We start from the raw sequence: 25500 nt of genomic DNA, 5'->3' as shown, positions 1-25500 counted from the left end.
TGCGCCACGAGAGCAACCGAGCTGCTTCGCTATTTCGGTGGCCCCCAATCAGATCCGCCGATTAAGAGAATCAAAGTTTCAGCAGTGTTCGGAAAAAACTTAGATCGGACGGGTCCACGGTGCGGTGAATCATGCGGTGGCAGTTAGCACACAACACGGCGAAGTCGCTCGCAACATCGTAGGCTACTTCGGCCCCTTCTTCCAATGATCCGATCGGCTTGAGGTGGTGCGCTTCAATGAACCCGCGGCCGATCTCTCCGTACCGTTCGTGAAACTCCAGATCACATCCCTGACATTTGGTTCCGTGGTGTTTCTTGGCCGCTTTTGAGGCCTTCGGATTGCGCTCGATGCGGCGGTGCATCTTATACCGTCGCCGTTCCGTTACCGATGCTGTCCCCTCTGGTGCTTCGTCGTCGGTGCTATCGGCTATTGGGTCCAATCCGCCACGGAATGTGAGAGCCCGATAAGCTGTCACCACTGCATTTAGGTCCGCGGCAAGCTCGACGTCCGAGGGCAGGGTCTTTAATGAGTAGGAAACACCCAGCGCATGGCCGGCGGCGTAGTCAGCGGGTAGCCCAACGTTGGAGCCCAGATCAATCGAGACTACGGGAAGTCGCGCGGAAAAGTCGGGAAGCCGTCGTCTCATCAGCTGGGCACGTTCCTTGAGCACATCGTGCGTTGCGCTCTTGAATTCAGCTCGTGTGCCAGTGGTGCCTTGGTTCAGCGAGAGATGAACAATTGGGTCCGTCGTATGAAACAGGTAAACTACGTAGTGACCTTCCGTCGCGCTCTCGGTCACAATATCATCGAACGCCGCAAGCCACGGAACTGCGGCCCATTGGCCTGAGCCCGCGCTGCCTTTGAACGAGAGTCCTTTGGGTCTCCCCACGGCGCTCTGCATCTCGCGAATTGCATCTCCGCGAATGTGTGCAGCGAGGGGATGTTCAGCATAGGGTTGCGAGCGGGCACGGGCCCATTCCGTCATCACCTGTGCAAGCGCAGCATGTAGAGACATGTTCCTAGTGTTTCCTCAAAGATGCGATTATTTTGCATTCGTAGCGCATGGGATTACCGATGGAAAATTGAGGAAAGCTACACTAGTTCACTAGTTTGTAATGGGAGATCGTGCTACACAATAATCTGTTGGCGGCCTGAAAAACCCAGCAAATTCAATGTGTTTTACTGCATCTCGGTGTTTCCCCTAGGGAGCGCCACTTGAATGTTCTCAAGCATCCGTTCTCCGGGATGGTGTTTCCGAAGGACAATCCGAACGCTGGTTCGACGCAGCAGCGGAAGCCTCGCTAAACGCCACCGACCGACGTGGAATTGGCGGCCGGATTCGCTCCGCCCGGGGGTGTTGCTCAGTGACGGCAAGGTCGAAGCCGCTAACAGAAGGACGCACGCGCGGAGGCATCCTTGCAAGCTCGCAATGAAAGTCCCTAGTTTCGGCTTGCTTTCTTGGGCAGACCTACTACCGAGTTAAGCGAGGCAATCTCCGACTGATCAAGGAAATCTTTGACAGAGCAGTTGTCGTTCTGCGTCTGGAGAAATTTTTGCGCAAGTCTCTCCGCGAACGATCTACGGCTTTCTTGGATGAAGTCTGGGAGAAGGCTTCTATTATAGAATACCCAATTTCTTAGAATTCCCTTAGCCAAGGCTTTTTTCTCCACCCCGGCTTGGCAGACTAGATTGTGGAGGAAGGTGATATGTCCTGCATCGAAGTCGCCTTGGTTCATCTTTAGTGAATTATTCTCGCAGCGGGTCCAGTTCTCTGCGACCGCAGCAATCCCGTCAGGACTGTTGCCGAGCAGGTTTTCTCGAACCCTCTTGATGACTAGCTGCTTCTGATCATCATCAATGCTTGCGATTATGGGCGCCAACAGCCGATCAACTGCGGCCTCGTCCACCTTGATTTGCTCAAGATTGGTCGCGCTATACAGATTCTTGCTGTCACTGTATCGCCATCGTTCCACAAGAGCGATCAGAGGTTCGTCTGCGTGGCCCAATACCTTCGAATGGGCGCAAACGGCATCCCGAGAATTCCAGATCCATATGCCATAAGCCGCCGCGTGAGCGAGCTCCGCACTCTTGAGATTTGTCCCCTGCAATTGGGTGCGGACGAGCTGTGAACCGCCCAGATTGGCTTTTGACAATTCCGCACCTTCCAAAAGTGCCATATTCAGGCTTGTTCCCTGAAGCTGTCCGGTTGATAGGACCGCGCCGGTAAATTCGGCATAATCAAGTATCGCGCCCTGTAGGTTGCTCTTATCGAGATCCGCACCGCCAAGCTGGGCTCCAATGAATGAAGTCCCCTGCATCGACGCTTCCGAGATGGTCGCGCCCCGCAAAAGTGCGGCATCGAAATGCGCCATCTGAGCTTGCATTTCGTTTAGGGAAGAGCCCTCCAAACGTGCCGAGACGAACGTGGCTTCGCGTGCCTCGACGCCATTTAGGGTCGCGGCTGTTAGGTCGGCAAAGGATAGATTCGCGCCGTTGAGATGCGCTCCGGTCAGGTCTACCCGACGCAGATCCGTCTCCGATAAGTCGGCGCAATTGAAATCTCTGTCTCTAAGCGATTGAGTGCGTTCTCCTTCGAACGTCCGGAGCCCTCTAGCTCTGTTGTTACTTACCAATCTTTCCAATTTTTGGTCATCGACAAAGTCTGCCCTGACTAACGAAAGCCGCTCGAATGACTGCCAGCGGTCGCATCGGACGGCATTCCACGGTCGCCAAGCCGCCAAATTGACATGCGGTTCTCCTGGGAATGAGAGCGCCGCGAAGCATAATGCGACGTAACACATGATAGCTAGTCCTACCGCCCAACGGGCGATGGGCCGATGTTCTGAATAGCCGTTCTTCGCAAGTATTGGCCGAAGCAAGAGCGACATCGTGATGATGTCGACAGCGATAATTATTCGATGGGTCCACGTTATGAAATGACTATGATAGCTGAGGAACTTCAGTTGTATCTCTAACAGCACAATCAATGGACCAGCGAATAGTGTACTGAAGACAATAGTTCGTATTATCCATCCAAGCCAAATTCTCTTCTCGGTTCGAGAACCAACAAGTAGGTAAATGAAAAGCGAATTCGTTATGCGCTCTCGTATGGCTTCGTTGTCATGGCTCACTTTGACGACCGTATCGAGAGCTTCATCGTAAGCCGTGGTCGTCTGAGCTAGGAGCAATACTTGTATCAGAACATACCATTGGAAAATTACTAGGAGAATTGGCGCGACTACGAAGAACCCTTGGAGCGGAAGGTCAACGTTTAAGACGGGCATCTTTACGGAGTCTTCGAGAAACAATTGTCGATGAGTGACCGAGCCAGCTGCAATCAGCACGTATAAAGCGAACAATATGAAGCTCACCCAGACCGTGGAAACACGTCCGGAAGCCTCAGTAACTGATTTCTCTAAGGCTGCAATGTCAAACGGATCTACCTGTTTTTCACTCACGTTCGGACCCTCTCAATCGCGGGCTAATGCTCGAATAATCATTGAGGTCAAGTGTTGTTGTAACAAGCTCGGATGATCTGGCTAAGGAACGAGGCATGAACAGGCCAATCGCGAACCGCAGCTTCGCCGGATTCGCCGACGTTGGCGAGTAACACATGCGCAGAGCAGGCGGGGACAAATGGATACTGTCGTTCACTATGTAGGCATTTCCGGGAGTACGCTTCCAGTCGAACGGTTCGATCTCGGCCATGGAGTATCGATGCGCCGAACCTATGCGCACTTGATGTCACCATGCTTGATGGCGTTCGCATCTGCACAGGAAGGAAAGCCCCATCCTGCACCATGGCGAGCGGCACGGGGCGGCCTCTCGTTTGACATCACGATCGAGCTACGCATTGACGACGGCCGGAAACCCGGAGGATTCGATGCGGTTGAAACGGCATCGTGGATCGTTGCACTACTCCGCTTGGGCTTTGCTCCGTACCTTACAGCGCCAGTTACGATTGATATGCCGTTCTCGGATGCAGCCCAAAGTGGGGTCGAACCTACGATCACACCGCTTGAAATCCAGGATCGTAACTTTTTCAGAAGCGAAGAACGCTCTGACGAGATCCCTCTCGGCGAACTCGATTGGTTGAAAGCCACGTGGCACTCTTCGGCTGAGCTTGCGCAGGCACACCCCCAGCTACTAACGGCTGTTCTAGCGTGGGACTCATGCCGGGTTCGTACCCGCATCTCTCAATTAGTATTGACCATTTGGGGCGCCCTTGAACACCTTTTTGCGCCTTCGTCTGGCGAGTTACGGCACCGAGTAGCTGCCAATATCGCAGCCTACCTTGAACCGCGCGGACCTGAGCGTCTCGTGACCTATAAGCAAATCATGAAGCTTTATAATGCCCGCTCAGCCGCTGCACATACGACCAAGGAGATTGACCGCAGTGTAATGATAGAAAGTTGGGTCATTCTCCGCAACGCGCTTGTTAAGATGATCTCTGAGCATCAAGTCCCGTCACAGTCTGACTTTGAGCATCTGCTGTATGCTGACGTCTCTTCCCCGGCTGGACCCGCTCACCGCTCTGTAGATGTCACAGGCGATGGCACAGTCGTCGCCCCGGTCGCCAGCGAGCGCTGAACCATGATCGTATCGGCCCAGCGGCCGTGCCGGTACGCCACGCCAGGCAGCAAGCCAACGCGGGAAAAGCCGAACTTCTCGTGGATGCCGAGGGAAGCCGCGTTGTCGGCATCGATATAGCCGATGATCTGCCGGAAGCCTGCGGCTGCGCAGACGTCGATCAGCTCCTGCATCAAGAGTCGTCCAATGCCTTGGCCCACGTGGTCATGGTGGACATAGATCGAGTGTTTGACCGTGTAGCGATAGGCCGGCCGCTTCCGGAACAGCACCACATAGGCGTAGCCCAAAATCTCTCCGCCCCGCGTCGCCACGAGATGCGGGAAACGGCGATTGCGCAGGTTCTTGCGCCGGTCGCGCAGATCATCGGGCTGCGGCGTTTCAGTGTCGCTGACGCCCTCTTCGATGCCGTGGCGGATATGACGACGATAAATCGCCAGCATCGCCTCGACATCGGTATCGCGCGAGGGCCGCACGATGATCGGCCGCTCGTGCTCGCTTGGCGTTCCCCCTTCCATACGTGCTCCGCTATTCGGAAACGACGTACGTATAGAGCCGGATGCGGCCATCGGCGCCGATCTTGCGATAGACGCCCTGGATCTCGACGTCGAAGCCCGGGAACGTATTGAAGCAGGTTTCGAACATCTTGAGATAGTCGATCATCGGCTGGGCCCGCGCGGTGAGCCGTTCACCTGGCACGATCGTGGCGATGCCCGGCGGGTAGACGACGAACGGTGTCGTCGCGATCCGGCCGGCGATCTCGTCGATGGGAAGATACTCCACGTCATTGCGCACCAGGCAGCGGGCCGCGGCGTGAGGCGATAGGGCGATCTCCGGCAAGTGCCCGGACGCGAACTGCTTCGATTGCAAACTGCTGACATCGGCATTGCGGAAGAAGCGATGCATGTCCGCACACAGATCGCGCAGGCGCGTGCCGGCATAGCGTGCAGGTCGGCGTCGCGCGAATTCGGGGATGGCCTCTTCGAGCAGGGCGTTGTCGTCATGCAGTTTCTTGAACGCCACAAGACCGCTGACCAGCGTGCCGGCCTTGCTGGCCTCGACGCCCGGCGTCAGCAGAAACAGCAGCGAGTTCAGATCGTTCTTCTCCGGCACAATGCGGTTCTCGCGCAGAAACTGCGCGACCACGGGGGCCGGGATGCCATGGTCGGCATAGCCGCCGGAGGTGCGGTCGAAGCCCGGTGTCAGCACCGTGAGCTTGTTCGGATCGGTCATGGCGAAGCCAGCCGCCATGCCAGGGAAACCATGCCAGCTCGTATCAGGCCCGAGCTGCCAATAGGCCGCGTTGGTGGCGAGCTGATCGGTGCTCATGCTCTCCCAGGCGACGCTGTGCACAGCACCTTCGCGCGATGCGTCAGGAATTTCGACGCGCTCGGGCACGAAGGGCTCGAAGAACCAGCGCCGTTCCGGACGCGTTTCCTTTTCCTCGAATTCGCGGCGGACGGCGCGCATCTTCTTGCGCAGTTCGATGCCAAGCCTGATCGTGTCATCCCACAGCACTTCGCCGGAGCGGCCCTTCATCATCTGCGCGCCAACGTCGAGCGAGGCGAACAGCGGATAAAACGGCGATGTCGACGCGTGCTGCATAAAGCTCTCGTTGAAGCGCCGGTGCTCCACCCGGCGTTTCTGGCCGCGGATATGGCGGTCCTTGATGTGAATTTGCGAGGCTTGCGAAAAGCTCGCCAGTTGCTTGTGCGTCGACTGGGTCGCGATGATGCCCGGCGCATCGGGACCAAGGTCGGAGAGGCCCATGGCGAAACGGCCGGCATAGAGCGGATGAAACTTCATGAAGCCGGCCCAGGCCTCATCAAACAAGACGTAGTCGCAAAGGTGGCCGATGCGCTTGAGAATCATTTCGGCGTTGTGAATGGTGCCGTCATAGGTGCATTGCTCGATCACAGCGACGCGGAAGGGACGCTCTCGGCGCCAGGCCTCCGGATCCGTGACCAACGGGTTGGTGCGGATGCGCTGGCGCAGCGCCTCCTCATCGAAGTCGTCCCACACCATCGGGCCAATCAGGCCCCAGGGATTGCGCACGGTCGGAACGTAAATCGGAATGCCGCCGCTGATCATCAGGGCGCCGTGCAGCGCGGCCTTGTGGTTGTTGCGATCGAACAGCACCAGATCGCCGTCGGTCACCAGCGCCGAGAGCGCAACCTTGTTTGAAGTCGAGGTGCCGTTGAGCACGAAATAGGTTTTCTCCGCACCGAAGATCTGCGCGGCTTCTTTCTGCGCCTGCAGCGCCGGGCCTTCATGGGTCAGAAGGTCGCCGAGGTCGAGAACCGAATTGTCGAGGTCGTCGCGGAACACGGCTTCGCCGAGGTGTTCCATGAATACGCGTCCGATCGGACTGCGGCTGTAGAACACACCGCCGTTGTGACCGGGGCAGGTCCATAACTGGTTGCCTTCCTCGGCATAATCGACCAGTGCGCCGAAGAACGGCGTTTTCAGTGTTTCGGCATATTGCTTCAGGCGGCTGATGAGGTTCTTGGCGATGAATGGCGGGGTTTCTTCGGAGAGGAAAACATAGCCGTCGATGAAGTCGAGCACTTCGACCGGCAGGTCTTCAAAGCGCTTGCGCCGGATCAACAAGATGATCGGAAAGTCGAGGCCACGGCGGCGCATCAGGTTGATCAGCGCCGCTGTCTTGCCCTCCAAGCCCTTCTTGCCCCAATCGACCACCATGCAGCCGATGGCAGCATCGGTCTGAACCGCGATCTCGGCATCCTCGATCTTGCGCGCCTTGACCACCTCGAAACCGGAACGCTCGATCTCGTCGACGATTTGATTGAGGCGGATGCCTTCGAGATCGTCGGCATCAAAGGTCGGCATCGCGAAGAGGAACGTGAAGCGTCGGAAGTAGTCCATGTGCGCACCAAATCTGTTTCAGCAATGATCTCTTGCTGGGTTGCGTGACACTTCGGTGACCAAAGATGGTTACAGGGAGTTCAGCCCACAAAAAAAGACTCCTGAGGCCCCATGGCTTGAGGCCCCATGGCTTGAGGCCTCATGGCTTGCGGCAAGTTCTGCCGTCGCGCCCGGTCGCCTCATTCGTTTTCCGAGCTTGATAGGAATTAACCGGCTTCTGGATTCGGGGACGGTTGAAATGTCCGGCAGCGCGCCTTCGTCGCGATCCGCCGAACAGCACCGTCAATCTCGCAAACGATGCGACGCTGCTCTGGATACAGCAGCAGACTCCGCGCCAGCGGGAACAAAGCCGAGTCTTGGTTGCTCGCCTTTGCAGGATGTTTTTCGCGAAGTGGACCGAACATTCGAAATCGACGTGCGTTGCCGCAACTTGCGCATAGTTCACAAGCAGGATTTCGAGAAAACAGTCGTTGGTTCCCTATCGAGAATGGAGCTTTCTTTTGCAGGAATTTGCAGCCTCTGCGCAGCAACGCGCATTCTGGTTCACGAATGAAATTGACCCGGGAACGCCCGTCTTCAATCTGTTGAGAGTGCTGCAGCTCAAAGGGATCGTTCACAGGCCTATCCTCGCACGTGCATTTGACGATCTTATCGCGCGGCACGAAGTTTTGCGGACGGGGCTTGTTGAGCGGAACGGCGTGGTTGTGCAGCATGTGCACGACAACGTTGCGTTCGCCGTCGAAGAGCACGACTTCAGCTCACTCTCGGAAGATGAATGCCGATTGCAGGTGGACGCACTCGCGGTGCGGATGTCTCAGAGTGCCTTTGATCTTGCTGTGCCGCCGCACCTGAGAGTTGCCGTCGCGCGGATATCGGACAACGAGCATGTGCTCGTGATCGTGTTTCACCATGTCATCATCGACGGGTCGTCGATGGGAACTTTCTTTGATGACCTCGCTGCTCTCTACGAGGCGCAGCAAAACGACAAGCCGGCACTCCTGCCGAAACTCTCGTTTCAATACAGCGATTTCTCCGAACGGCAGGACCGGCTGTACGCGCGGTCTGCATTCGAACAAGATGTCGCGTTCTGGCGCAACGCACTTGCCGACGCGCCACCTCTCCTTGCGCTGCCGACTGTTCACCCGCGTTCCGCCCAACAAGGCCACCGCGGCAAGCGTCTTGGGTTCGACATCGACGAACGTCTCACCGAAGCGCTGCGCGCATTGTGCTCGCGTCACGTGTCCACTCTCTACATGGGGCTGCTATCGGCATTTCAAATTCTGCTGCAGCGCTGGGCCGACACGGACGATGTCGTGATCGGGACGCCGGTGTCCGGAAGCCGCGACGAAGACTTCGCGCACGTGATCGGTTGCTTCGTGAACACATTGGCGCTGCGCGGGGATCTGTCAGGCGATCCCACCTTCGTTGCAATGATCGCCCGCAATCGATCGATCTTGCTCGACGCGTTTGAGCACCAGCACGTTCCGTTCGAGCGGGTCGTTGCCGAGATAGGGAGCTCGCGGACACCAGACCATTCTCCGATTTTTCAGGTCATGTTCGTGCTTCAGAACTTCCGACATCAAGTGCCGAAGCTGGCCGGTCTCGAGGTTCAGGACATGGACATCGATCCTGGTGTGTCCAAACTGGATCTTTCGCTCGAGATCATCGAGAGTGACGGACTCGCTTGTTCATTCGAATTTAACAGCGAACTCTTCGATCCATCGATGATGGCGCGAATGGCCGACCAATTCCGGCGTGTCCTGGAGACGGTCGTTGGCGATCCCGAGCGAGCAATCAGCCGCATCAATCTGCTTGGGAAGGATGAGTGGCAACAAGCGGTGTTGGGGTGGAATTCCACCGCACGGGAATATCTCCAGCACACGCCGGCTGAGGCGTTCGCGGCGATTACGGCCCAACGGCCGGGCGACGTCGCACTCATTTCCGGTGATCAGCAGATCAGCTTTGGCGAGCTTTCTCAGCGCGCAGGGCAGGTCGCTGTGGCGCTGCGTGGCCATGCCGGCGGGCCGGTCGGCATCTTCCTACCTCGCTCGGTGGATGCCTTTGCGGCGATCCTGGGTTGCCTCGTCGCCGGGATACCGTGGGTTCCCCTCGATACTGCGCAACCGGATAAGCGCCTCGAACAACTCGTCGAACTGGCCGGCTGCCGTACTGTGCTGACCCTTCGCGCCCTGTCCAACCGCCTGCCTGCCGGACTTTCAACAGTCGTGATGGATCGGGATGCGTCGCTTTGGAGCACGCCGATCGAGAGGATCGATGCAGGAGCAGGTGATGTCGCCTATGTCCTGTTCACGTCCGGTTCGACCGGCGTGCCGAAAGGCGTTATGGGCGCGACCAAAGCCTTGATGAACCGTATCGACTGGATGCATGAGGCTTACCCCTTCGCGCAGGGCGAGGTCGCCTGCTGCAAGACGTCGATCGGCTTTGTCGATTCCGTCTGGGAAATGCTCGGACCGCTGTTGGCCGGCGTGCCGACAGTGATCGTTCCGGATGAGGTCGTCCTCGATCCGGAAAAATTCATCGCATTGCTTGGACAGCATCGTGTCAGCAGGATCGTGCTGGTGCCGACGCTGTTGCGCGTGCTGCTCGACCACGCCCCCGACCTGGGACGGCGTCTGCCGGCGCTTGCGATGTGGTCGGTGAGCGGCGAACTTCTCACGGCGGATCTCGTCAGACGTTTCAAGCTCGCTTGCCCGGGCCGAAAACTCATCAATCTCTACGGGTCATCCGAGGTCGCGGCCGACGTGCTTGTGCATGAGGTTGGGGACGCAGACGCCGACGGGCCCGTGCCGATCGGCAAACCCATTGCCAATACGCAGGTCTATGTTCTCGATTGCATGGGCCAGCCTGCTCCGGTGGGCATGCCTGGGGTGATCCACGCGGGCGGCGCTTGCCTGGCGCTGGGCTATTGGAGCAAACCTGATCTGACTGCCGAGCGTTTCAGGCCCAATCCGATTGCAGGTGCGCCTTCGCCGATCCTGTTCAATACCGGCGACCGTGGCGTTTGGCAGGCGGATGGCACGATCCTTTATCTCGGCCGCAACGACAACCAGGTCAAATTGCGGGGCGTCAGGCTGGAGCTCGATGAGATTTTGACAGCGCTCCGCAGCCAAGCCACGGTGAAGGACGCCGCGGCGATGATCATCGGCGACGCCGATCAGCAACGGCTGGTCGCTTTCGTTGTCGGACACCCGGAGCAGAACGCGCCCGTTCCGAGCGAATTGCGTGCGTATCTGCAGGAGCGTTTGCCGTCGGCCGCAGTCCCAGCCAAACTGTTCCTGGTCGATGCACTCCCGCTGTTGCCGAGCGGCAAGGTCGATCAGATGGCGCTCAAATCGCTCGCTGATGCGCCGGTGCGCCAGGAGGTGGGTCTCAGCGCCATGCCGGTGAATGGCGACGTGGCGGAGCTCTGGCGAACGGTGCTGCGTGAGGACGACATTCAAGCCACCGACGATTTCTTTGACCTCGGGGGCAATTCGCTGCTTGCCATGCAAGTCATCGTGCGTGTGCGGCGTCGCTTCGCCATCGACATCCCCATCCGGGCGCTGTTCGATAATCCAACGCTGGCAGCTTTCTCGCGAGCTGTAGAAGATGCACCTCCGGCCGAAGATGAAGAATTGACGGAGATCAGGCCCCGGGCGCGCTCCAAACCGGCAGTGAGTGACTTGCCACTAAGTGACTTGCGAAGGCGCCTCGCCAGTCTGCCGCCCAAAGAGCTGGATGCGCTGATACGAAGCGTCAAGCAGGGCACGACCTGAAATGTTTCAGGTCTCGTCCCGCTCCAGCTTCGCACTGTGCGTCATGTAGAAATCGCCCTGCACGATAAGACCCGGATCGACACGAAATGGCGCGGCGCGTATGCGCTTGGCAAGAACACGTCCGGATGCGGTCGTGACTGTGAGATCGACGGTATACAGTCCCCGCTGGATCGCGAGGATTGGACAATCGAAAACGACATGTCCCCGTCCGGCAGCGAGAGTGGCAGAGGCCGACGTCAGTTCGGTGCAGATATAGCCGCTGGGCCAGATGAAGCTGACGGTGAACACGACATCATCAACGGGCACTTCCGTCTCATAGCTGACACGAACGGAAAGAGGGGCGCCTGTCGTGGGGCGGGCGCCATCATGACCGGCAAAGCTGACGCCGTGCAGGGCGATGCCACCGTTATCGAAGTTCAAATTCGAACCCGGGAGGCACTTGGTTGCACTGGTTTGATATTTTTCGATCATGTCGCGCGGGCTGCCTTCGCCGGCCATTTCACCCGACGTGAGCAGAAGGACTCGATCGCAGAGCCGCTCCACCGCCGCGAGATCGTGCGATACAAGCAGGATCGTACGCCCCGAGCGCCGGATCTCTTCGATCCGATCCATGCAGCGGGCCTGGAAAGCCAGATCGCCAACGGCCAACACTTCGTCCAGCAGCAGGATATCGGCGTCGAGCTGCGAAGCCACCGCGAAGCCCAGCCTGACGAACATTCCTGACGAATAGGTCTTGACCGGGGCATCGATAAAGTCGGCCAGTCCTGAGAATTCCAGGATGCGGTCGAAGCGCTTTTGCACCTCGGCGACTGGAACCCCAAAGATCGCCGCGTTCAAGAAGACATTGTCACGGCCGCTGAGTTCAGGGTGAAAGCCCGCTCCGACCTCGACGAGCGACATGAGCCGGCCAGTGATGGCGATATCGCCGCCGTCGGGCGACGTGATGCGGGCGAGCAGTTTGATCAAGGTGGTCTTGCCAGAGCCGTTCGCTCCGACAATACCCAGTGCTTCGCCGCGCTGAACGTTGAAGCTGACGTCTCTCAGAGCCCAAGTGCGCTCCGCACGCTTGAATCTGAACAGGTTGCGTCCACCGTTGCGGTGAACGCGGTAGGATTTTGACACGTTATGAACGGCGATATCGACAGCAACCATGGCTAGATTTCGTCGACCATGTCCGGTTCGGCCGTCTTGAACATGAAATAAGCGGCGCCGAACAGGATCAGTCCAACGACGGCGGCATAAATCAGCTGTTCGGCGCTGATGATCTGTTTGCCGATCAACGCGCCGCGGAATGCCTCGACCAGCAGGGCCAGGGGATTGAGTTCATAGATCGCGCGCCATTGTGGGGGAACGGCATTCAAGGGATACAGCACGGGTGTCGTGAACAGCATTCCCTGCAGCAGCAGAGGCAATCCGATCGCGATGTCACGAAATCCTATCTGCGCAATCGAGAGCGCCAATGAAAAGGCGGCCGCATAGACGATCAGGATCAGACTAATGGGCACGAGCTGGACCACAGTCACCGGAATGTTGTGGCCGCTGCAGACGAGCGCCACCATCGTCAGCGCGGTGGCGATGGCAAGATCGGCGAGTGCGGCAAAGACGAAGGACAGCGGTACGATCTCGCGGGGGAAATACACCTTGGCGATCAGGGATCTGCTGCTCAGCACACCGGCCGCCGCCGTGCTCAGTGACGTTGCGAAGAATGTCCATGGCGAGAGGCTGGCGAGAATGAAGAGCGGATAGGGGACACCCAAGTTCGAACGGCCACCGACGGCGGAACCAACCACCGTCAGAAATGCCAGGAATGCGAGAGGCTGCAGGACCGCCCAGGCCCAGCCGAGCCAACTGCTCTGATAACGGACCCGCAGACGATTGATCGTCATGAATCCCAGCAGTTCGCGATAGGCCACAAGCTGACGGAGTCCGCCGGGGACACGACTTAAGGCCGGAACTGTACTCCGGATGAAGGTGACGGTTCTCTCAGACAATGAGTTCGTTCCTCGAAACTGTCGCAACAGGGGGCACGATCTCATCCAAAGCGGTGCGGAAGATGGCAGCGCTGCGCGGATCATCCATCCAGGTGTGATGGCCACCGGGTACTTCATGGACAGCAACCCGGCCGCTGATCCTTCGGTCCCAGCCGGAGGTGACATCCGCCATGCCAAAAGTGGGGGCGGCCTTGAAGAGATGTACATCTCCGTCGAACACACGCTCAGGGTCGTACGCCCGAACCGCAGACCAGATCGCTCCCCAAATGCGGAGATGCCATTCGTATTCGTGCGCCGTCGACGAAAGCATGAGGCGGGTCCGAACATAGAGCCATCGCTTGGCAATTCGGATCGGGCGCAAGAGGGCCGGCTTCGATTCGAAGTATCCGTGCACCGGTGTATCAAGCTGTCCAAGCAGGAGGATCTCTTCACCTGCCTGTTGCAGTTGGAGCGCCGTTTCGAGCGCGACGATGCCGCCCTCGCAACCGCCTGCCAGCAGATAGGGCCCCGCCGGTTGAATGGCTTTCATCCTGGATCTGAATTCGGTGGCTATGGCTTCGACACTGTCGAACATCGGCTGGTCAGTGAGCAGCCGATGCTCCTGAAGATTGTAAACGTCCAGCTTGTAGACCGTCGGACCCGGCCCGAGCGCCTTTGCCAGCTCGATGCTATTGCGCTGTGAGCTGCAAATGAAAAGCCGTCGTCCGTCACTGCCTTCGACAATCTTGGTGACGGCACGGTCCGATCCGCTGTCAGAACTGCTTTCCATCAGGCCGCCCACAAGTCCGGCAACGGTGGGATCCTGGAAGAACAGCGCCACCGGCAGCTTTCGGTCCAGGCGGCGGGACAGCGCGGACATCAGCCGCACCGCCATGAGCGAATCGCCGCCGGCAGCGAAGAAGTCCTCGCGCATGTCGGTCTGCGGCGAGCCAAGGAATTGCTGCCACAGCTCTGCAACGAGTTGCTCTAAGGCTTCACGATGCTCTGGGAATTCAGAAGCGTTGCGAGCGAGTTGATGAGGCGGGTTGATGCCAATGGCGACAGCAACGGAATCTCGCGACAAGTTCGATTGATCTGGAATCCGTTGCGGACAGGCCTCAAGCGTTGTGATGTCGCCATACGCCATCTGCAGCAGCAGGGTTCGCATTGTGTTCGACAGATGGGAGACGGTCCGCAGCGGCACCTTGTCCGGCCGGCTGTCAAAGCCGATCCACAACAGGCCGTCCGGCGTCTCGGAAGCTGTTACGAAAAGGTCTGCGGTTGGCGCGGGCGATGGAAGCCACGTCGGCCGGCACGGTAAATCTCCAAAGCGCTGGAACGGCACCGGCACCGCGACGGACGAAAACATCACCTGGCTCAGTGGGGCCGCATCAGAAGAGCGTGACGGGTTGGTGGCGCGCACCAGAGCATCCCACGGCACGTTTTCATATTCGAGCGTGTCGACAAGCTGACGCCCGACGTCGACGACAAGTTCGGCCATGGTCCGCGAGGCGCGCGTGCTGGCCTTTAGAGCAAGAACATTGGCGAACGGACCAATGACGCCTTCCGCTCCCTCGCTGCCGCGACCGGCTATTGGCACGGCGACGACAAAGTCCGGTCCGATCGCGTAGGGTGCAAGCACCGCCTGAAGCGCGGCGAGTAGCACCGTGAACAGGGTGACGCCGGTCTGTTGCGCGACCTCCTTGAGGCGACCGAGTGTTTCAGCATCGACAGGCAGGACGTCATTTGCGCCAATCTGTCCTGAAGGAACGGCTCGGTCGGCGCCAAAGTCCAACTGCGCCAGCGTCGGGCCAAGTTTCTGCGCATAACGTTGCAGGCGAACGCGGAATTTTTGCGTGGCCAGCCAACGTGCTTCGGCAATCGCGAAGTCGACGTATTGCCAGGGCAGTGGTGGAAGCACGGGAAGTCTGCGCGCGCAAAATGATGGGTAGGCCTCGGCCATCTCTCGCACGAACAGGCCGAGCGAGAGGTTATCGGCAATGATATGGTGGAGGACGAACACCAGCACGTGCACGTTTGGCGCGCGTTTGACGACAATCAGACGAACGAGAGGACCGCGATCAAGGTCAAACGGAGCGGCAACCTGCTCGTGAAGGATTGTCCTGAGGTCAGGCGTGGGACCAGACGGTGCAGCAACGAGCGTCGCCACAGGGCGGGGGTCACCGATAACTTGGTGTAGCGTTCCGCCATTATCCACGAACAGGGTTCTGAGAGCCTCGTGCCGCTCGACAAGAAAATCCAGACTGAGCTGAAGTGCTGCAATGTCGACCTCTCCGAAAACTTCGAGGGCGAACGGAAGGTGATGTTGCGGAATGTCCGGAGCAACAAGCTCCATGAACCACGTCCGGCGCTGTGATGCGGATGCAGGTTCGGTGTTGAGCAGCGCTGCAGCGTGCTCGGACGCCGACGACGCTGCGAGAGCCATATGCTTTTCCGACAACCGAATGGAACCCCCCGCTCATTGCAAGACTTGGTGCGTCTCATAGAAATTTGACATTCTTGAGCCGGCGAAGACCCTTTGGGCGAACGCATCGATAAGTGAGTGAGAGTATGAGCCACGAACTGTTCGTCGATTGGTCACCGGATTCGCGCGATCATGCAGCCCTGCTGCAGTCTTTGGTGCGCGACAACACAACTCGTGGTGGACCGAGCGGCTATCGAAATGTTGCCATCATCGTCAGGGATCACAAAAGTGGTGACGTCTCCAGCGGTGTATGGGGGCATATTCTCTATGGATGGATCTTCGTCGAACTGCTCTACGTGGCTGAATCCGATCGTCACCAGGGTCTCGGTTCCCGTCTTCTGACTGCTGTCGAAAATGTTGCGCGGGAGCAAGGATGTGTTGGTGTCTGGCTGAACTCCTATGCGTTCCAGGCCCCTGGGTTTTACGAGAAGAACGGGTACGAGACGTTCGGTGAGCTTGAGAATTCAGCATCCAAGGGCGAAGCAGATAACCGGCTTCGCTTCTTTCGAAAGCAGTTGCGTCGCTGACGACTTGAGCGGGCTCATTGGCCGTGATCGTGCGGAACCACAATTTCGCGGTGCTGATCTGGCAACGCACCCAGGAGACAGCTTTTTGCTCGGCTCAGTTGTATGGACGGATGCACCGTCTCTTCCACTGTTAAGGCCCGATGAGATTCACGTCTGGCAGAGTCATCTTATCGTCGATGTACCCGCTGAATCGTTGCTGCGTTCGCATCTGAGCGAAGACGAGAACAAACGAGCGGCGCGCTTCCGATTCGATCGCGATCGGGATCGCTTCATCACAGCGCGCGGGACGTTGCGAACACTTCTGGCGCGGTATCTGCAAAAGCGGCCTCAAGATGTGCAGTTCTTGTTTGGACAAGAGGGGAAGCCGGCGCTCGTGCCCCAGTCAGCGGGAGCGACACTGAGTTTCAACCTGTCTCATTCGCAGGATGTTGCGGTGTTCGCCTTCGGCTGGAATCGAAACATAGGGATCGATGTCGAGAGAGTTCGTCCCGATGTCGAATGCGAGACCATTGCACACGATTATTTTTCCGCCGGAGAGATACAATCGCTGGCAAGGCTTCCACGGCAGCAGCGAGCCGAAGGGTTTTTCCTGTGCTGGACCCGCAAGGAGGCTTACATCAAGGCATGCGGCGGCGGCCTGCAAATTCCTCTCGATAGCTTCGATGTGAGTTTGGAGCCGGGCAATCCCGCGCGCTTTCTCGCAGGGGTCCATCCATCGTGGCACATCAGCAGCTTCATGGCCGGCAATGAGTATCCCGTCGCACTGGTCTACGACGGGTTGCCGGTCACGCTCCAATTCTTCAGTCTCGGCCGAGACCCGCATTGTTTGCCATCAGCTTGCTGACAGCAGCGCTCAATAAGTGGCATTGTCTCCGTAGGGGCTCGATCGCCCTATCACGAAGCCGCGCTGCTGCAGCCTTCATCCGCCGGTAGTTCTTCGGCATTGGGGTCGCCCGGTGCCGTGGCCCAGGCCAGTTCGACCAGCGTCACGATGCGCCGACCGGCACCGTCCATCTGGCAAACAATGAGGCCCTGATCCTCGATATAGGTCAGCAGGCCCCGCGCGCGGCGCAACGAGTGCGTGCCGTAGGCGCGGGCAATCGCTGCATCGCCCGGGCAGGGCCAACCCTCCTTCGCTGCGCGGGCAAGCATCATGAAGATGCCTTGCATATCCTGGGGGAGAATGGCGGCGCGAACCGAGACATCCTGCCAGGCGTCATCCTCTGCCATATCGGTGCCGAGCCCGGCGCGGGCGTGGGTCAGCATTCGCTGGAAGTCGCCCAGGTCTGGCACGGCCGCCCCGAGGCCCTCGATGCGGCAGCGGACCACGAATTCCTGATAGAGGATGCCGATGGCGCGAAATCCCGCGTCGGGTTCCGAGAGGATGGCGCGCAGGATACGGTCCAGTCGCTCACGCCGCTCCGTCAGCTCTGCAGCGCTGAGTGGCTGGTCCACCGCTTCGGGACGGACTTCCAGCGCCGCGGACTTTGCCGCCATGAGCTGGTTGAGGAGGTCCGGCGACGGCCTGCGCTGAGGCCGGATATTCTCAGGCGGCGGCGCCGCCAGGATAACGGCTCGTGCGTCCTCCAGTGCCGCTTCCGGCAGTGGCATCAGCCGCGGGGTTGCATTGTGTGGCCGGGTATCCGTCGGACCGATGCGCAGCCCCAGAGGGCGGCGGGAGAGGGCCGGGCCCAGCGCCATGAATTGCCCGCGTTCCAGGTCGCGGAAGGATTCCGCCTGCCGCCGCTCCATGCCGAGCAGGTCGGCCGCGCGCGCCATGTCGATATCCAGAAAGGTGCGGCCCATGAAGAAATTGGAAGCCTCGGCTGCGACGTTTTTGGCGAGCTTCGCCAGTCGCTGGGTTGCGATGACCCCCGCGAGCCCGCGTTTACGGCCGCGGCACATCAGGTTCGTCATAGCGCTGAGAGAGAGTTTGCGGGCTTCGTCCGAAACCTCCCCGGCGACAGCCGGCGCGAACAGCTGCGCCTCATCCACCACCACCAGCATCGGGTACCAGTGGTCGCGGCCGACCTCGAAAATTCCGCCAAGGAAGGCCGCGGCGCGCCGCATCTGGTTTTCGGCGTCGAGCCCCTCGAGATTGAGCACTGTGGAAACGCGATGGATGCGCGCGCGCTCGCCGGCGACCTGCAGGGCGCGCTCGGTATGGTCCTCGGCGTCGATCACGAGGTGGCCGAAATGCTCGGCGAGTGTCACGAAGTCGCCTTCGGGGTCGATGATGGTCTGCTGCACCCAGGGCGCACTCTGTTCCAGCAGCCGGCGCAGTAGATGGGATTTACCCGAGCCCGAATTGCCCTGCACCAGCAGGCGGGTGGCCAGCAGTTCCTCGAGATCCAGTGCCGCCGAGCTTCCCGCCGCCGTCTGTCCCATCTCAATCGCAACGGTCATGTCTCGACTCAACGCCCCTCTCTGCCGAGAGGGCTTATCAACCTGATTACGGCGCGTCGAGCGCCGCAGGACCGGCTTGATGGGGGAGCGGCACCCGACACACATTTCCCCAAGGAAAATTCACCCGCGCCCCAAACGCAGCGGTCATCTTTCGATGCGTTGGAGAAATTCGAACGTCCAGTTCACGCCCGCAGGGGAAAAATCCAGCAGACCGCTGCCGTTGAGGGCGCGCGTGACGATTTGTTCGATCACGACGCGGCCGAAGCCACGCCGTTGTGGCGGCGTAACAGGTGGTCCGCCCTTTTCGCACCAATGAACGCGAATCATGTCGTCGGCCTCGCCGACCTGCCAGCGGATCAAGACCTCGCCATGCGGCCCCGATAACGCGCCATGCTTTGAAGCGTTGGTCGCCAGTTCGTGCAAAGCCAAGCCCAGATGTTGTACAGCATCGGGCTTCAGGACCACCGAAGGCCCGGCGGCGTCGATCCTGCCTGCGTTGGTCTCGCCGAATGGTCGCATCTGCGCCGAGACGAGATCGTGGAAGGAGGCACCCTGCCAACTGTCCTTCACGAGCAGATCATGACAATGGGCCAGCGCCTGCAGCCGCTCCGAAAAGCGGATTTGGTACTGCTTCACGTCGCCCGCATGTTGCGCAGTCTGGTTCGCCACCGCCATGACAACCGCAAGGAGGTTCTTGGTGCGATGTGAAAGCTCGTCGATGATGAAGCGTATATGCTCTTCGCGGCGTCTCTGCTCGCTGATATCGACGTGCGTTCCAATCCATCGATAAACGGTCGAGGTGGTATCGCGCAGCGGGATCGCTCTCGTCGGGAATGGACGGTATTGTCCGTCCTTTCCGAGCAGCGATAACTCCATCTCGAGTGGTGTTTCGGCCCGAAGCGACTGTGCCCAACGGCGCCTGGCGTCCGGCAGTGAAGCAGGGGCGAGAAGGGATTGCCAATCTTTGAGGTTGGCATGATCGGACGGCACGCCTGTGTAATCATGCCAGTGGCTGTTGACCCAGAAGATCCGGCCGTCGGCTTCAGCCATCCAAACCAATTGCGGAATGGAATCGGCCAACGTGTGAAATTGCCGCTCGCTTGCCCGAAGCGCGGCTTCAGCGCGCTTGCGTTCGGTGATCTCCTCGGCTGCGACATTGACACCCACGATCTCGCGACCCGGACCGCGGACCGGGTGCCAGTAGGTGATCCACGCGCGGTCTTCATTTTGATCGGGTCGCTGCCCGGCGACTTCTATCCCAGTCACGGGCTCGCCGCTTGCCATGATGGAGCGGACGATCGCTTCGACCGATTCAGCCAACGCCGGGACGCACTCCCGCACCGTTCGCCCCAGATGCCCCTCGACAGAAATGCCGCATATTTCGGTGAGACGCTGGTTGATCTGCAGATAGCGGCAGTCGGGAGACAGGAACGCAAGTCCGATTGGCGCTGTATCATAGATTAGCTGCAAGGCAGGCTGCTCGATGAGCGACAGGCCGGATGGAGAGGCGCGTCGGTCTATCTTTGCACCAACTTCTGTCTCGTCCGCCAACGGATGCCTCCCTAGCGATTTACAGTTGCCGCCTGCACCTATCGAGACACCCACGCAGCCTACACCTATTTTCTGACATCATGCCAACGTCGTTCGAAGCTCCACCCCCTTCAACCCAGAGCGAGGTGCCGGGATGGAGGGTAATCTAATCGGGCTTATTCCTGGCAAGGATGCGGTTACTTTGAGGCGCCCAGCATCAGACGCCCAGCGGATCGACGTCGCGATGGCGCGCAACCGCTTCCTGCCGGTTCATCTCGGCTATGAGAAAGAAGCGTAATTTCCCGGCCATAGTCTTTTTAATCAAATGGGAATTCAAATTTGCGCCATCCCGCGAATGCTGGATGTGACATCCGTTCGCGATCTGCTTGAACCGATGTGTCGAGAGGCCTTCGTCTGCGCGAGGTACTGATGCGTTGGTGGTGAAGCTCTTTCTCGTTACCATGGTCACTCGCGACGCCAGGCCCATGGCGAGCGATGTCTTGCGGATCAAGGCCGCGAACCGATTTGCTGCGGCAACGTCGGCAAAATATCCACTGGCGCGAACGGTGGCAGATGTGCTCCGATGCGGATGTAAAAGGACGCGCGCGCAGGAGGACGGTGATGTCGGAACGCGAGCAGCCAATGCCGTTTCGGTTTGCCTTTAATCGGCGAGACCTGATGATCGGCGCAGCGAGTCTTGCCGGCGCTGGACTCTGGCCCGGCCTTAGCAATGCCCAGACAACTTTCCACTCTTTCCGGCACGGTGACTTTGACATCACGGTGCTGAGCGCCGGCCTGACCTGACAAGCCAGTGAAGACAGCGCCGCGACGAAAGCGGAGCAAGGAGAATTTGAATGACCCGAGGCAAGCAGGTTGCGACGGCTACCTTGATGGCTCTTACGATGCTCGCGTGGATGGGCACCGGGGCGGAGGCCGCGCGATGCGGCAACACGGCGGCAGGCTTTGAAAATTGGAAGAGAGAATTTGCCGAAGAGGCGAGGGCAAAAGGCATCGGTGCCTCGGGGATCGCGGCCCTCATGCAAGCTCACTATGCGACAGCAACCATCAATGCGGATCGTGGTCAGAGAAGCTTTGGTCTCTCTCTTGATCAGTTTCTCGCCAAGCGTGGCGCTTCGACGATCGTCGCGCGCGGTCGTGCCCTCAAGCAATCACAGGCCGCCCTCTTCGCATCCATTCAGCAACGCTATGGCGTTCCACCCGGTCCGCTTCTCGCCATATGGGGAATGGAAACCGGCTTCGGCAGTCAACGTGGCAATCAGAACATGCTGTCGTCTATTGCGACGCTCGCCTATGACTGTCGCCGGCCCGAATACTTCACCGACCAGCTCTATGCCGCTCTGAAGTTGATCGATCGCGGTGTGCTCTCGGCGAGCACGCGAGGCTCCATGCATGGCGAGGTTGGTCAGACACAGTTTCTGCCAAAGAACATCTTGGCCTACGGCACCGGTAATCTTGACGTTGCAGCCAACGCGCTAAACGCGACGGCGAATTTTCTCAAGGCTCACGGCTGGCGTGCCGGCGCGGGATACCAGCCGGGCGAAGCCAATTTCGCGGCTATCCAGGCGTGGAATGCCGCGTCGGTCTACCAGCGGGCCCTGGCGCTCATGGGCCGTCAAATCGATGGAGAAAGGGCGTCAGCGGCGCGCTGATCCGCTCTGCTTCACCTCCGCGCATCGGAGGCGAGGGATATTCGCTCCGTTCCCGATGCCCCTTGAGATGGCGGCAAGAATCTGTGGCACAAGTTGGCGGCAAAGAAGCTGCTGCTCAATCAACGGCTTTAAATATCAAGGGTCCTAACGTGCTGGATCCCGGCTCCTGGCTCGGAGTTCAGCGCTTCGCACCAGCTCCCGCAATCGGGCCAGTTCGAGAAGGCGTTGCCGGAGGCTTGTGTGAGGATGAGAACCAAAGGCGCGGCGACCAAGAGCCTGACGTCTTTGCGGAGGCAATACGCGAATACTATTCGACATCGAACCGCTCCAAAAAAAGCGCCGTCATCAAACTAACAAAAGAGCAATTACTCATCCATCACCCGAACGGGGTATTCATGAGTAATATTATCTGCAAGCACGTTAAAATTCTGATTCATAAAATATCCACGAAGACTTCCATCTTTCCAGCTTCGTCGGTCAATTAAAGCGAGGCCAAAGACGTTCTAAAAAGCAACCTTTCATAGCAACCCGATCAATTTTGTGGCGGCCCAACCAAGGCCGACAAGCCAACCGCACAATGCAACGATCGATGCGGTTGCGAATCCTATCATGAACAGTTTGTGCCTCATGTGATGCTGCTGATTAAAAATTGATCCTGGTAAATAACCCCGCGATGCCTGAACTATTCCCGTTAGTCAGCGTGTGTCCGGTTTCCGACATGGCGCGCGTGCTTCTTTGCGCTTCGGCAACGAATTCAGAAAATAGTTTCGGCGAGAAGCTGGGGAATGAGACGGTCGATTTGTGAGCGACGCGAGGAAGACGTCTAACTCTTTTAGGCGCGCTTTGATCTCGCTTCTCTCTCGATGGAGGGATGTCTCGCCCGATCGCGGGTCGATTTGAGCAGTTGGACGTTTTGAGCGAGGCATTCGGCGCTCGCCTCTGTCATGAGAAACCACGGCAATCTCCAATTAGATTCCGGCGTCAATGTCTTAAAATAAGAGCTACGAGGATTCGGATCGTTCAGGTTCAATGATTTTGAAAAAAAATATCTCGGCGATCTCAGCAGATAAACAGTCATCCCTTTCTATTCGGCATTCAATGAAACACTTTTGTTATACTGAAGCATCAAGCTTAATGGGTGAGTACAAGATTAATTCTGGAACTTTGAAATTACATTCGTACGACAACGGCACTTAAAATCGTCAAATACTGCATCATTCAGTTCAGCTGGGACTCTGAATATCCCAGAGCACGGCCGATCTGCTCCAAGGCATCTGCATCGGACAGGTCTTTACGAGGTGACTGGGGTTTCGGGCCGATATGTGCGGGCTCGACGGCTGGCGCATCGGGCAGGATGGGCGACACACGAATCCAGTCCTGCGCCCCGACGGTTTGGATCGCTTTTGTCATCTCCTCGCGTGGGTGGGTGCCGGCTGTGAGGAGTCCTTTGAAATAGATCAACCAGAGATGTTCTTGCTTGGCGCTCTTCAGCGCGGGGAAGCGCGAGATAATGACGTTAAAAGCGGCAGGGCTAAAATCCCTGATTTGCTGATGGAGGGGTTCGCTCTGCATTTTTTGCGTGAGCGACCATCTATGAAGCATCCAGACGACCGCGATCTCTGACACGCTGGCCTGGATCGATAAGGCTAATTCGTCCGGCGAGGGCGCGAGCGGAAGAGGCTCTGTTTCAGGATCGGATGGGTGACCGCGCGCCCCGAGGCTGGCTAAATTAGCTCGACCATCCGGAGCATTCTGCGCTTCAAGGGACGAGTCCGGACGCTTGATATCACTCACCACAGCTACTCCGCGCAATCGCTTGCGGTCTTCGAATTTTTACGAGTGTCCGGAATTGGCGAACAACGATAGGCGGAACGCCGGTTAGTCTGCCAGTCTCGGTGAGATTTTCAGTCGAGTCTTGTAATAGCGCTATGTGGCAGCACGGTTGCTGCCACATTAAATCGTTTACCTGGAACCCGTGGCGCGAATTTACAAAAGCTTACCGGCGCCAGGGCTTGTTGTCCCACAACCAATCAAGCCAATCCCAGAAGTCGTGGTCGTGACCTCGGCCACCGCCATTACCGCCGCCGCCACCACCCGAATGGGCAACGGCGGTTGAATTCAGGGACGTTGACAATAACATCGTAATTGCCGGCGGCGTAACCAGGGCGAACTTTCCGCAAGAGGCGAGGAATTTTCGCCGATCTTCATTGGCTTCGTCTGAAGGAGGTGTGGAACCTGTCTGTTCGGGTGTCATTCGATCACCTCTGATATTTGATTTCAGATGTAAGTTTGGGTCGCAATAAATAGGTCGGGTTTAGTAACTATTATTTAATAATTCGAATTTCCCTATGTCAATCAACTTGCAGTAACATTTAATTCATAGGCAAATTGCCCCAGTTGTTATTTACTTTGGTTCCATCGGATTTTCAAAGTTCCATATGGGCGGACCGTCCGTTTTGCCGGTAATGTCATCGAGGACACGGAAGTCTCATGAACAGTATTTCGCCCGCAGATCCGATGGAGGCCAAGAGCGGTCTCAATCCTCCATATGTCTTGCGTCCGGTCGACGGCGCCTCGTTTTTGTTGCTGGGCGATCAAAGCGCAGTCTTTTCGGAAGCTTCGCAGAAGATTTATGCGCTCAATCACATCGCGGCTTACATCTGGTGCCAACTCGAGGAAGGCGAGACCCTTCATGGAATTCGCGATGGATTGGTCAGGTCGGGAGTGGCGGCGAATCTTGCGGACAAATACGTCTCGCAAGCGATGCGCATGTGGCACAAAGTTGGCTTGTTAAGACCAGATTGGCAGTTCGATCACGAAGTCATCCCATTCGTGCGTTCGTTCAATATTCACATTGCGGGCTTCACTGCGACAATGCGAATTGCAACTGAACGCCTAGCCGATCTCCTGACGTTATTCGATCATCAGAGCGTCCCGATGCAGGACGGACGCCATATCATCGATGTTGTCGAAGCGGATAACTTCATTCAGGTCTTTCATAACAATCATGGTGCCTTTTGTTGTGATCCCAACGAGCTTGCTCCGACGCTGAAGGCTTACATCACCGACCAGCTTGTCGCGGCGAGTCCACCGAACGTGGTGGTCCATGCAGCTTGTCTGCGGCGAGGCGGAAAAAATCTGCTGATCAGCGGTCGACCGGGAGCAGGCAAGACAACGCTCTCGCTGCGGTTGGCGGAGGCCGGATTTACGTATGGTGGCGACGATATTACGTTGGTCGCGCCCGATGGCACGGCTGCCGGAGTGCCGTTTGCACCGGCGATCAAGCCAGGGGCCTGGGAGATCGTGAGTCAATTCCGCCCTGATCTCGACGAGGCTGTCATCCATCGGCGCCCCGATGGCAAGCGCGTGCGCTACGTCCGTCCGGAACGGATCGATGGTTCTTATGGGCCTGTGGGCTGGATTCTCTTCATTCGACGCGGGCGTGGCCCTGCAAAATTCACGCAGTTGGACCGTATTGAAGTGATGCGCAGACTGATGGACGGGTCGTATTCTCCCGGAGAAAAAATGACTCTGGCTATGTGCAATGCCTTAAAGCAGGCGATAAACGGCGCAGATTGCTTTGAACTGAGTTACTCGGATTCGGCAGAAGCGCGAGACGCGATCATCCGTCTTTGCGATGGTTAGCCAGTACACATCATTCCT

The 25500-nt window shown here is 58.2% G+C and carries 20 protein-coding genes; 8 read left to right on the top strand and 12 right to left on the bottom strand.

Features of this window, described 5'->3' with window-relative positions; all coding sequences use genetic code 11:
* Positions 1 to 70: 70 nt before the first annotated feature.
* Both ACP0KA_RS06140 and ACP0KA_RS06135 read right to left on the bottom strand, forming a co-directional pair.
* Positions 71 to 985 carry an MrcB family domain-containing protein gene (locus ACP0KA_RS06140; RefSeq protein WP_424627952.1) on the bottom strand — a complete coding sequence of 305 codons (915 nt, stop codon included), beginning with the start codon at positions 983 to 985 and terminating at the stop codon, positions 71 to 73.
* Positions 986 to 1439: 454 nt separating this feature from the next.
* Complete coding sequence (locus tag ACP0KA_RS06135) at positions 1440 to 3458, bottom strand: pentapeptide repeat-containing protein (protein ID WP_424627951.1); 2019 nt, start codon at positions 3456 to 3458, stop codon at positions 1440 to 1442.
* A gap of 178 nt (positions 3459 to 3636) precedes the next feature.
* Here ACP0KA_RS06135 and ACP0KA_RS06130 point away from each other — a divergent pair, with 178 nt between their 5' ends.
* The gene (locus ACP0KA_RS06130; RefSeq protein WP_424627950.1) at positions 3637 to 4590 is read left to right on the top strand and encodes a hypothetical protein; all 954 of its coding nucleotides are present in this window, start codon (positions 3637 to 3639) and stop codon (positions 4588 to 4590) included.
* Here the strand turns inward: ACP0KA_RS06130 and ACP0KA_RS06125 are convergent.
* Together ACP0KA_RS06125 and ACP0KA_RS06120 are read right to left on the bottom strand one after the other, a co-directional pair.
* Entirely contained in the window at positions 4527 to 5105 is a 579-nt protein-coding gene (locus ACP0KA_RS06125; protein ID WP_424627949.1) for an N-acetyltransferase family protein, read from the bottom strand. The two genes, ACP0KA_RS06130 and ACP0KA_RS06125, sit on opposite strands and share 64 nt — an antisense overlap.
* Before the next feature lie 10 nt (positions 5106 to 5115).
* On the bottom strand, positions 5116 to 7473 hold the full coding sequence (locus ACP0KA_RS06120; protein WP_424627948.1) for an Orn/Lys/Arg decarboxylase N-terminal domain-containing protein: 2358 nt from the start codon (positions 7471 to 7473) through the stop codon (positions 5116 to 5118).
* A 500-nt stretch (positions 7474 to 7973) separates the two neighbouring features.
* On the opposite strand from ACP0KA_RS06120, the gene ACP0KA_RS06115 reads away from it, so the two are divergent.
* Entirely contained in the window at positions 7974 to 11249 is a 3276-nt protein-coding gene (locus tag ACP0KA_RS06115; protein ID WP_424627947.1) for a non-ribosomal peptide synthetase, read from the top strand.
* A gap of 6 nt (positions 11250 to 11255) precedes the next feature.
* On the opposite strand, the gene ACP0KA_RS06110 is transcribed toward ACP0KA_RS06115, so the two are convergent.
* Genes ACP0KA_RS06110 through ACP0KA_RS06100 form a run of 3 tightly spaced genes read right to left on the bottom strand, consistent with a single transcriptional unit; the run spans position 11256 to position 15665 of the window.
* Positions 11256 to 12401 carry an ABC transporter ATP-binding protein gene (locus ACP0KA_RS06110; RefSeq protein WP_424627946.1) on the bottom strand — a complete coding sequence of 382 codons (1146 nt, stop codon included), beginning with the start codon at positions 12399 to 12401 and terminating at the stop codon, positions 11256 to 11258.
* 2 nt (positions 12402 to 12403) lie between these two features.
* Entirely contained in the window at positions 12404 to 13240 is an 837-nt protein-coding gene (locus tag ACP0KA_RS06105) for an ABC transporter permease (RefSeq protein WP_424627945.1), read from the bottom strand.
* The gene (locus tag ACP0KA_RS06100; RefSeq protein ID WP_424627944.1) at positions 13233 to 15665 is read right to left on the bottom strand and encodes a condensation domain-containing protein; all 2433 of its coding nucleotides are present in this window, start codon (positions 15663 to 15665) and stop codon (positions 13233 to 13235) included. The genes ACP0KA_RS06105 and ACP0KA_RS06100 overlap by 8 nt, the downstream gene beginning before the upstream one ends.
* Before the next feature lie 125 nt (positions 15666 to 15790).
* Here ACP0KA_RS06100 and ACP0KA_RS06095 point away from each other — a divergent pair, with 125 nt between their 5' ends.
* Positions 15791 to 16231 carry a GNAT family N-acetyltransferase gene (locus ACP0KA_RS06095; RefSeq protein ID WP_424627943.1) on the top strand — a complete coding sequence of 147 codons (441 nt, stop codon included), beginning with the start codon at positions 15791 to 15793 and terminating at the stop codon, positions 16229 to 16231.
* 85 nt (positions 16232 to 16316) lie between these two features.
* On the top strand, positions 16317 to 17075 hold the full coding sequence (locus ACP0KA_RS06090; protein WP_424627942.1) for a 4'-phosphopantetheinyl transferase family protein: 759 nt from the start codon (positions 16317 to 16319) through the stop codon (positions 17073 to 17075).
* A 50-nt stretch (positions 17076 to 17125) separates the two neighbouring features.
* Here the strand turns inward: ACP0KA_RS06090 and ACP0KA_RS06085 are convergent, their stop codons facing one another.
* From ACP0KA_RS06085 to ACP0KA_RS06075, 3 genes are all read right to left on the bottom strand, one after another.
* Entirely contained in the window at positions 17126 to 18637 is a 1512-nt protein-coding gene (locus tag ACP0KA_RS06085; RefSeq protein WP_424627941.1) for a helicase HerA domain-containing protein, read from the bottom strand.
* A gap of 144 nt (positions 18638 to 18781) precedes the next feature.
* Complete coding sequence (locus ACP0KA_RS06080) at positions 18782 to 20188, bottom strand: PAS domain-containing protein (protein ID WP_424627940.1); 1407 nt, start codon at positions 20186 to 20188, stop codon at positions 18782 to 18784.
* 196 nt (positions 20189 to 20384) lie between these two features.
* Positions 20385 to 20678, bottom strand: coding sequence for a hypothetical protein (locus ACP0KA_RS06075; protein WP_424627939.1), 294 nt, complete (start codon positions 20676 to 20678; stop codon positions 20385 to 20387).
* A gap of 110 nt (positions 20679 to 20788) precedes the next feature.
* Here ACP0KA_RS06075 and ACP0KA_RS06070 point away from each other — a divergent pair, with 110 nt between their 5' ends.
* The 3 genes from ACP0KA_RS06070 to ACP0KA_RS06060 all read left to right on the top strand — a co-directional run bounded on the left by ACP0KA_RS06070 (position 20789) and on the right by ACP0KA_RS06060 (position 22322).
* Positions 20789 to 20971 carry a hypothetical protein gene (locus tag ACP0KA_RS06070; RefSeq protein WP_424627938.1) on the top strand — a complete coding sequence of 61 codons (183 nt, stop codon included), beginning with the start codon at positions 20789 to 20791 and terminating at the stop codon, positions 20969 to 20971.
* 50 nt (positions 20972 to 21021) lie between these two features.
* The gene (locus tag ACP0KA_RS06065) at positions 21022 to 21837 is read left to right on the top strand and encodes a lytic murein transglycosylase (protein ID WP_424627937.1); all 816 of its coding nucleotides are present in this window, start codon (positions 21022 to 21024) and stop codon (positions 21835 to 21837) included.
* Positions 21838 to 21920: 83 nt separating this feature from the next.
* Positions 21921 to 22322: a hypothetical protein gene (locus ACP0KA_RS06060; RefSeq protein ID WP_424627936.1), complete on the top strand. Its 402-nt coding sequence runs from the start codon at positions 21921 to 21923 to the stop codon at positions 22320 to 22322.
* A 733-nt stretch (positions 22323 to 23055) separates the two neighbouring features.
* Here ACP0KA_RS06060 and ACP0KA_RS06055 read toward each other — a convergent pair.
* The gene (locus ACP0KA_RS06055) at positions 23056 to 23631 is read right to left on the bottom strand and encodes a hypothetical protein (protein WP_424627935.1); all 576 of its coding nucleotides are present in this window, start codon (positions 23629 to 23631) and stop codon (positions 23056 to 23058) included.
* Positions 23632 to 23833: 202 nt separating this feature from the next.
* Complete coding sequence (locus ACP0KA_RS06050) at positions 23834 to 24091, bottom strand: hypothetical protein (protein ID WP_424627934.1); 258 nt, start codon at positions 24089 to 24091, stop codon at positions 23834 to 23836.
* A gap of 236 nt (positions 24092 to 24327) precedes the next feature.
* On the opposite strand from ACP0KA_RS06050, the gene ACP0KA_RS06045 reads away from it, so the two are divergent.
* Complete coding sequence (locus tag ACP0KA_RS06045) at positions 24328 to 25482, top strand: hypothetical protein (RefSeq protein ID WP_424627933.1); 1155 nt, start codon at positions 24328 to 24330, stop codon at positions 25480 to 25482.
* Positions 25483 to 25500: the final 18 nt, after the last annotated feature.

Origin of the sequence: Bradyrhizobium sp. SYSU BS000235, from assembly GCF_049747295.1 — a bacterium.
In the GTDB taxonomy this organism is placed as follows: domain Bacteria; phylum Pseudomonadota; class Alphaproteobacteria; order Rhizobiales; family Xanthobacteraceae; genus Afipia.
The sequence above is the reverse complement of the archived record's forward strand: the minus strand, read 5'-3'. Positions and strand labels throughout refer to the sequence as shown.

Bases quoted from the DNA above. Each gene is read 5' to 3' on its own strand.
- ACP0KA_RS06050 (WP_424627934.1), bottom strand. From the start codon at position 24,091: ATGACACCCGAACAGACAGGTTCCACACCTCCTTCAGACGAAGCCAAT.
- ACP0KA_RS06070 (WP_424627938.1), top strand. From the start codon at position 20,789: ATGTCGGAACGCGAGCAGCCAATGCCGTTTCGGTTTGCCTTTAATCGG.
- ACP0KA_RS06045 (WP_424627933.1), top strand. From the start codon at position 24,328: ATGAACAGTATTTCGCCCGCAGATCCGATGGAGGCCAAGAGCGGTCTC.
- ACP0KA_RS06085 (WP_424627941.1), bottom strand. From the start codon at position 18,637: ATGACCGTTGCGATTGAGATGGGACAGACGGCGGCGGGAAGCTCGGCG.
- ACP0KA_RS06125 (WP_424627949.1), bottom strand. From the start codon at position 5,105: ATGGAAGGGGGAACGCCAAGCGAGCACGAGCGGCCGATCATCGTGCGG.
- ACP0KA_RS06120 (WP_424627948.1), bottom strand. From the start codon at position 7,473: ATGGACTACTTCCGACGCTTCACGTTCCTCTTCGCGATGCCGACCTTT.
- ACP0KA_RS06130 (WP_424627950.1), top strand. From the start codon at position 3,637: ATGGATACTGTCGTTCACTATGTAGGCATTTCCGGGAGTACGCTTCCA.
- ACP0KA_RS06095 (WP_424627943.1), top strand. From the start codon at position 15,791: ATGAGCCACGAACTGTTCGTCGATTGGTCACCGGATTCGCGCGATCAT.
- ACP0KA_RS06140 (WP_424627952.1), bottom strand. From the start codon at position 985: ATGACGGAATGGGCCCGTGCCCGCTCGCAACCCTATGCTGAACATCCC.
- ACP0KA_RS06110 (WP_424627946.1), bottom strand. From the start codon at position 12,401: ATGGTTGCTGTCGATATCGCCGTTCATAACGTGTCAAAATCCTACCGC.
- ACP0KA_RS06065 (WP_424627937.1), top strand. From the start codon at position 21,022: ATGACCCGAGGCAAGCAGGTTGCGACGGCTACCTTGATGGCTCTTACG.
- ACP0KA_RS06100 (WP_424627944.1), bottom strand. From the start codon at position 15,665: ATGGCTCTCGCAGCGTCGTCGGCGTCCGAGCACGCTGCAGCGCTGCTC.